The organism is Kitasatospora sp. NPDC058218 (assembly GCF_042882445.1).
Classification (GTDB): Bacteria; Actinomycetota; Actinomycetes; order Streptomycetales; family Streptomycetaceae; genus Kitasatospora.
The window spans coordinates 1-6,507 of the sequence record NZ_JBHVWC010000138.1; the positions used below are offsets into that span (position 1 = coordinate 1).

The window sequence follows — 6,507 nt, forward strand, 5'->3', positions numbered from 1 at the left end:
GACCGCAACTACGCCACCAGCGGCTGGAGCAACTTCGACCCGGCGCAACCGCCCAACACCGGAACCAAGGAAATCGCCGCCGCCTCCACCGGCAACACCGTCCACCTGTTCTCCATCGGCGACGACGACATCATCTACGGCGCCGACGGCGACTACAACACCGGAAACTGGACCCGATTCTGGGCCCTCCCCGACAACGCCGACACCAAGCGCATAGCCACCGCAAGCAACTGAGAAGTGCGATGTGAGGCGTCCTTGATCTTCCTGACAGCGAGGGACGCCTGGCTGAGCGGAACGGCCTCACTCGGGCCGCTGACCGGTCAGTTGCTCCCAGCGGTCCCGCGCGGTGTTCAGATCGCGCCGTGCCTGCGGATACGGATATCGGCCTTCAGACGGGCCGTGACCTCGGCCAGCCGCTGTTCGGCGCGCTCGCGTTCACTCGTGTCGGCGATGGCGCGCCGGAGCTCGGTTCCGGCCTGGGGGATGAGGGCCTTGCGCTGATCCTGTGACACACCCTGACCCGGTATCAGCTTGGCGTTTATCGCCGCTGTGCCTTGTGTTCCTTGATCGATTCGGCGCGTTTGACGGTCTTGCCGACGTTGTGGCGTCTGGCCCGGTGCTTGTTCTTCGCGCCGGGAGGCCGTCCCGGCCCTGGTCGGGACGGTTTCGGTGCGGCTGCCGGGCAGGCTGGAGGCTGTCGCACAACTGCTGGACTCCAGCTGTCAAGGGCGGTTCTTGGCCTTCAGGCGGAAGATCTTGTTCATGTTGTGCACGGTGCCGAGAAGCTTGATCTCGGTGTCCACTGCGTCGTGTCCTCGGAGGTGGAGCTGACGCCCGAACCGTTGGAATAGCTGGGCGAAGCCGGGCTCGACCAGAGCACTGCGCCGTTTGTAGAGGCTGCGGCCGGCAGGGGTGGCAAGTCGGGCGGCCATCTCGCGATGGCCAGTGGGTAGGTCGTCGACGGTCGGCGGTTCTGTGCCGTCGGAGTACGAGTCACCGGCCACTGCGACCAGCAGGGGAAGCTCGGCCAGGGCCTCGAAGCTGGCCGTCTAGGCGTATCCGTTGTCGGCGAGCCATGCGCGGACTTCTTCAGTGATCCCGGCGGCCTGGCAGTTGTGCTGGGTGGCCCTCACCATGGGGACCAGGGCCGTCATATCCGCGGGGTTATCCTGCAACTCGACCGCTACTGAACTTGATCGGGTGATGTCGGGCTGTCCGGCTGACAGGCACCGGACGGGCCCGGTAGCTGTTGGTCGTGAGATACGCGCAGGGCGGCGGCTTGACCGACGTCGAGAGGGCCGCGCGCGAGCGGATCTGGTTGTAACGAAGGCGGGTCCTCGGCCGTGACGTGAAGGCGGCCGTGCCATGCTGCTGTTCCTCCAGCACCCCACCCGGTGACAGACGCGGCCCGAATACTCCCTGGCCCGTCCGACCCGTCTCGGCCATGATCCTCACGTGACCACCTACCTCGAGTCCGAGCGCCTGGCCCTCCGTCCTTTCGCCGCCGCCGACGCGGACCTGCTGATCGAGCTTGACAGCGACCCGGCGGTGATGCGCTACCTGACCGGCGGCGCTCCGACCCCGCCAGAGGAGGTCCGCGACCTCGCCATCCCCAGCATCCTCGCCGGCTACCAGCGCTGGGATCATGACCTCGGCCTGTTCGCCGGGCACGAGAAGGACGGCGGCGCGTTCGTCGGCTGGTTCTGCCTGCGTCCCCTGCGCAGCGGCCCGCGGCAGGAGGCCGAACTCGGCTACCGCCTGCGCCAGGCGGCCTGGGGCCGGGGCTACGCCACCGAGGTCTCGCAGGCGCTGCTGGCGAAGGGGTTCGCCGAGCTCGGCATCCGCATGGTCTGGGCCGAGACGATGACCGTGAATCGCCCTTCGCGCAACGTCATGGAGAAGCTCGGGATGACGCTCGCGGAGAACGTCCCCACGCCGGACGACATGATGGCGGTCGAGGGTTCCGAGCACGGGGGTGTGCGGTACGAGATCACGAAGGAGCAGTGGGAGCTGCGGCAGGCGTAGGCGGCGCGAGGCGCGGCGCCCGTGGATGTGAAGTCATCAGCTCGCGCGGCCTTGTCTCGTCATGCCCTATCGGGCATATCCCGGCAGCATCTTGCCGAACTCGCCGCTGAGCTCGTCCCTGCGTGGAAGGCGCAGCAGGAGTCTGCGCTGCGGGAGCGGCGCGGCGGCGACCGCCGCCGCGAGGCCGGTGCCGGCCCGAAGCATCGTCTGGTGTTCGTCGACCGGGACCGCCCGCTAGGCCTACGTCCGCGTCAGCACGGTGGGCTGCGCATCGCCGACGTGGTGAGGGAGACGAGTATGCCGGGATTCGACGAATGTCCTGCAGCGGTGCGTGCACACCTTTACATCTTCCGGCGTGACTACGACGACGCCGCCGATCACTTGGGTGCAGGCTGTCCGTACCCGGCTCCCGTTGCTGACGCTGCGGGTCCGCTACCGGGAGATCTTGGTTCACAAGGTCAGGGCAGATCGGGCCAGGAAGGCCCAGGAGGCCGTGCCTGAGGCGGAGAGGGCGCGGTTGGATGCCCAGGTCCCAGGTCCGTGGTGCCCTGCTGCGCTGGTACTGCGCGAGCACGGTGGCGAGGTGGCGGATGCGGGGAGTGTTGTGGGTGGTTGCGGCGTTCGCGGTGGCGATTGCCACAAGCAGCCCGTGGGTGCGTCGTCCCCCACACCCGACATTGGAGGAGGCGGTCGACTTCGCCGTGAGTGCTGCGGTTCTCCGGCGGGGTGGGACTTCTGGTCGCCCTGATCGTGCCAGTGGCGGGGACGGACCTGCTGTGTCGGCTGTTTCCCGGCCTGAAGCGGGCCGAGGCCGTCATGTCGTTCACGGCAGTCTTCGCTTCGTCCGTCGGCTTCCTGACAGTCGTCGTCAAGGGCCGCCACCGGCTGCTGACACCTCTGCCGGGTGACCCCGTGGCGAGGATCAACGGGCAGTGGGCCGGGATGCTGGCCGCAGGCGTGGTCTCGCTCGTCCTTGGCGGCTACCTCGTGCTCTACACCCGGTCCCGGGCCCAGGTCGCGCGCGGTGTGCCGTCCGTTCGACGGCGTGTGCGTTCAGCTGGCGCGGTTGGTAGCCGATCTCCACGAGAAGCGGCACCGCTGGTTCGCCACCAACGACGTGGCGGGCTGGACGAAGCGGCTGGAGGAGATCGCAGTCGGAGTGGAGCGCGCTGGAATGTACCCGGGCCGCATCCACAACGCCGGTCCCGTAGTGACGGCCGCCCTGCGGTTGGCGAACCTGCGGATCGCCGCCGTGTTCCGCGCCCACAAGCGCGATCTCGCCGAGGCCCACAGCCCGGCCGCGGTCGACGAGGTGACGCACTCGCTCCTGAACGGCCTTCGGGCGCTGCTGGCAGGAGACCGTGCCGCCCTGCTGGCGGGGGCGCCGTCGGACGTCGCCCTGCCGGGCCGCCTCACGCGGTGGATGCCCCGACTGGCACCGGCCGCGGTGTTCGCCGCAGCCGCGGTCCTCCTGCCGATGGTCCCCTTCGTGGCGGACAGCCCAGCGATGGCCACGAGCCTGCGCTGGACCTTCGCCGTGATGGCCGCCGTCTCCCTCGCCACGATCCGCCAAGACGTCGCAGCACAGGTCAACGACGTCTTCGGGCGTGCCGTCCCCTGGGGCAAGTGAAAGTACCCCGTATGCCACCCGCGGCGCCCGCCGGCACGCGGATGCCGGTGTAGCGGGTGGGGTGCCGGCGTCGTGCTGCGCTCCTGCGCGGTCGTGTGCGGGCGGGTTCTGCGGCTCCGGGCCTGGCCGCGCCAGCCCGCTCCGGCTGCTCCGGGCCGGTGGGCAGGCAGCCGGCCCTGTTCCGGCCCGCTCGGCCGCTGTCCGCCGGTCCGTCCCGGCCCCGGCCCGTTGTCCCGGCCGACCGCCCGGTTCACCGAAAGCCTTTGCCGTAGACGGCGGATGGGCCGTCACCGGTGCTGCGGTGACGGCCCATCGCGGGTGGTGCTCATACGGTCGGGCCGACCAGGCCTGTCAGGGCCCGGTGGGCGCGGCGGGCGGTGCGCTCGGCGCGGCTCTTGAGCCGGAGCGCGCGGGCGAGGCGGTGCTTCTCGGCCTCCCGCAGGCGCTCGTCGTTAGTCGCCCGTGCTACCTCGATGTGGTAGGTCATGGTGCTCCCCCTGTTCGCGGGTGGTCCGTCGGCATCACCGCGATGCCGACCCTTCGGGCCACCCTCTGTGCTTCAGACTCTACACCCAAGTACGAGTCCAGGCCTTGTATTTAACGTTCCGTTCAAGAAGTTGCCTTCTGATCGAAGGCTTTGATGTCGGTTGGCTCGCGGATTCCGTTTTGCAGGGATCCGGCGCCCGGATTCCCGCCCAGGCCGTCGCCGCGGTCCTCGTGCTGCACTCTTCGCCCGGTCCCGGGCCGGGCAACCGCCTGCCCGGGCTCCGCGGTGCGCGCACACCAGGGCGCCCTCGAAGTCGGCGAGGACCGGCGCGGCGGCGCTCGGGCGGCCGCAGCCGTGACCCGGCGGCTTGCCAGGCGGTTGCCCATGGTGGACCCCGGCCGAGAATGCGGTGATGGAGCAGAACCTCGGCCCTGTTGTGCGGTGACAGGGCGAAGGTTGCGCTGCTGGTGGCAGCGGCTGGTCGCGTTCAACACGGTCGGGGCGCTGGAACGGGCCGGGCGGTGCTGGGGGCTGGACTGCGGTGGTGCGCGGTAGGAGGACCCCGGCGGAGATGGTGTGTCGTCGGACGGCCCCGGCCGCACGACCGGCGACGACGGACGGCCGTGACCACCCTGCCCGCGCACCTCCGCGCCGGTCCCGGGCGGCTACCGCCGGGCGATGTCGCCCGGTGTCCGCAGTGGTGATGACGGCCGTCAGCGGGATGCGCAGGTGCAGGTGCTCCCACAGGCGCCGGGCCGCCGGTGCGAGCGGCTCGTCGGCCCAGCGCACGGTTTCACGGCGCAGAGCCTGGACGCTCTCGTGCACCAAGGCGGCGTCCACCTGCCGCAGAGGTCTGCGGCGCTGCGGCTCCAGGAGCGTGGCGATCGCCGCAGCGAGGAGGTCGCGCTCGATACGGCCCGCGGCCGGGGGCGGGGCGCCCCGCAGGGCCAGGGGTGTGCGGTGGCCGTCGGCGCCGGCCGCTTCGCGCAGCTGGTCCGGGAGGCCGCCGGGCCGCGGGGCCCCTGCGGCGGGGGCCGCCGTGGGCCCGCCCAACCTTCGACCTGTTCGTCGACCTGGTGGTGGAGCCCGACCTCTCGGCCTGGTCGTGGAAGGACGAGGACGAGTACGCGCAAGGCCGGCGCCCTGGGCCTGGTCGGCGACGACCTCCACGCCCTGGTCGAGCGGGCCCGTCAGCGTGCGCTCGGCCTCCTCCAGGACCGGGCCGGCCCGTTCGCCGACCCCTGGACCGCCTGGTCACCCGACCCGGCCTGGCCGCTGCCGGCCCTGCCCGACGACGAGGACGGCACGGCTCCGTGCTGACCACCCGTCGGCCACCTTGATGGTCTCGCCGCCGGGTCGCTCCGTACCTTGATGGGCCGCCAAGGTATCCGTTCCAACCTTGGCGGCCAGATCACGGCGAGATGACGCATCAGGTCGAAGCATTGGTGAGAGCGGCATCGGTCACCTTGATGCCCGCCTCGCGCCCTCCGGTTTTGACTCGTCTCAACGAAGTTTGACCGGTGTGGGTCTGTCTCATCGGAGTTTGACCACCGGGGTGGGGCGGGTTGTCCTGGACAGGTGCGGATGTCATGATCGCGGGATGGTTCAGGAGACGGTTGTCGAGAAGACCTGGCGGGGGATGCTGGAGAGGCATCCCACGGCGAGGCGAGGGGAGCCCGCGGTCATAGAGGCCGCTTACGCCGAACCGCGATTGCGGGCCTTGTTCCCGTTTCCGAGCCACGGGGCCCTCAGCTTCCACCGGAACACGCACTTCCCGTGGAGCAACGACCTGCCGTTCATCGTGGGCGACGCGCAATCGTGCATTGTGTATGCGCCGCTGGGCGTGTCGGAGCGTGTCCTGGGCGAGTCACTCACACCGCATGAGGCGGCTGCGTTGGTAGTGGCCCACCTTCCCCCTGACTGCGGACCAGCCTTCGACGGGCCCTGGCCCCCACCGGAGAGCTCCACCGACTGAGCCGCGCCGGTCAAACCTCGCTGAGAACGGTCAAACTTCGTTGAGACAGGTCAGGTTTGTTCTGTGCGGGCGGAGCGAAGTGATCAACCCTGTGATAACGCCGGGGCACCTTGATGGCCCGGCGGCCGTCCCGGCCGGGCTTCCGTGATGCCCGCCCCGGCGGTCCGGGGCTGGCATCAAGGTGTGGGTGGTGGTGTCGGTCAGGGCTTGGTGCCGGTGAGCTTCCACCAGGGCGCGGGGCCGTCGTCCAGGTCGGCGATCGGCCACCAGAGGTCGGCGCCCGCGTCGTCGGCTTCTAGTGCCGTATCAGGCAACGTTCGCCCCGCGTTCTTGCCGGTCGAGTGCGGCGCGCGCGGGGCACGTAGTCTCGCGGGATGCATTCTCACCTGA

Annotated in this window: 8 protein-coding genes and 1 pseudogene; 5 read left to right on the forward strand and 4 right to left on the reverse strand. The window is 70.1% G+C overall.

The genetic code is table 11. From position 1 onward, the window contains the following. Window positions 1-234 (forward strand): annotated as a pseudogene (locus tag ACFVYI_RS42015) (hypothetical protein); the annotation flags it as partial. Between the two features lie 116 nt (window positions 235-350). Here ACFVYI_RS42015 and ACFVYI_RS42020 read toward each other — a convergent pair. Continuing rightward, entirely contained in the window at window positions 351-512 is a 162-nt protein-coding gene (locus ACFVYI_RS42020; RefSeq protein WP_387895334.1) for a hypothetical protein, read from the reverse strand. A gap of 210 nt (window positions 513-722) precedes the next feature. Then, a complete protein-coding gene (locus tag ACFVYI_RS42025) occupies window positions 723-1,004 on the reverse strand; it encodes a transposase (RefSeq protein ID WP_387895336.1) in 282 nt (93 codons plus the stop codon). Between the two features lie 451 nt (window positions 1,005-1,455). Here ACFVYI_RS42025 and ACFVYI_RS42030 point away from each other — a divergent pair, with 451 nt between their 5' ends. Together ACFVYI_RS42030 and ACFVYI_RS42035 are read left to right on the forward strand one after the other, a co-directional pair. Beyond that, window positions 1,456-2,025, forward strand: a complete 570-nt coding sequence (locus ACFVYI_RS42030) for a GNAT family N-acetyltransferase (protein WP_387895338.1) — start codon at window positions 1,456-1,458, stop codon at window positions 2,023-2,025. A 1,045-nt stretch (window positions 2,026-3,070) separates the two neighbouring features. Continuing rightward, window positions 3,071-3,655: a hypothetical protein gene (locus ACFVYI_RS42035; protein ID WP_387895341.1), complete on the forward strand. Its 585-nt coding sequence runs from the start codon at window positions 3,071-3,073 to the stop codon at window positions 3,653-3,655. A 325-nt stretch (window positions 3,656-3,980) separates the two neighbouring features. On the opposite strand, the gene ACFVYI_RS42040 is transcribed toward ACFVYI_RS42035, so the two are convergent. Next, complete coding sequence (locus tag ACFVYI_RS42040; protein ID WP_387895344.1) at window positions 3,981-4,142, reverse strand: hypothetical protein; 162 nt, start codon at window positions 4,140-4,142, stop codon at window positions 3,981-3,983. 729 nt (window positions 4,143-4,871) lie between these two features. Here ACFVYI_RS42040 and ACFVYI_RS42045 point away from each other — a divergent pair. Further along, entirely contained in the window at window positions 4,872-5,462 is a 591-nt protein-coding gene (locus ACFVYI_RS42045; protein ID WP_387895346.1) for a hypothetical protein, read from the forward strand. 280 nt (window positions 5,463-5,742) lie between these two features. Next, complete coding sequence (locus ACFVYI_RS42050) at window positions 5,743-6,117, forward strand: DUF6193 family natural product biosynthesis protein (protein WP_387895348.1); 375 nt, start codon at window positions 5,743-5,745, stop codon at window positions 6,115-6,117. 200 nt (window positions 6,118-6,317) lie between these two features. On the opposite strand, the gene ACFVYI_RS42055 is transcribed toward ACFVYI_RS42050, so the two are convergent. Next, the coding region (locus tag ACFVYI_RS42055; RefSeq protein WP_387895350.1) for a hypothetical protein at window positions 6,318-6,507 on the reverse strand (190 nt) is incomplete at its 5' end.

Bases quoted from the DNA above. Each gene is read 5' to 3' on its own strand.
- ACFVYI_RS42040 (WP_387895344.1), bottom strand. From the start codon at position 4,142: ATGACCTACCACATCGAGGTAGCACGGGCGACTAACGACGAGCGCCTG.
- ACFVYI_RS42050 (WP_387895348.1), top strand. From the start codon at position 5,743: ATGGTTCAGGAGACGGTTGTCGAGAAGACCTGGCGGGGGATGCTGGAG.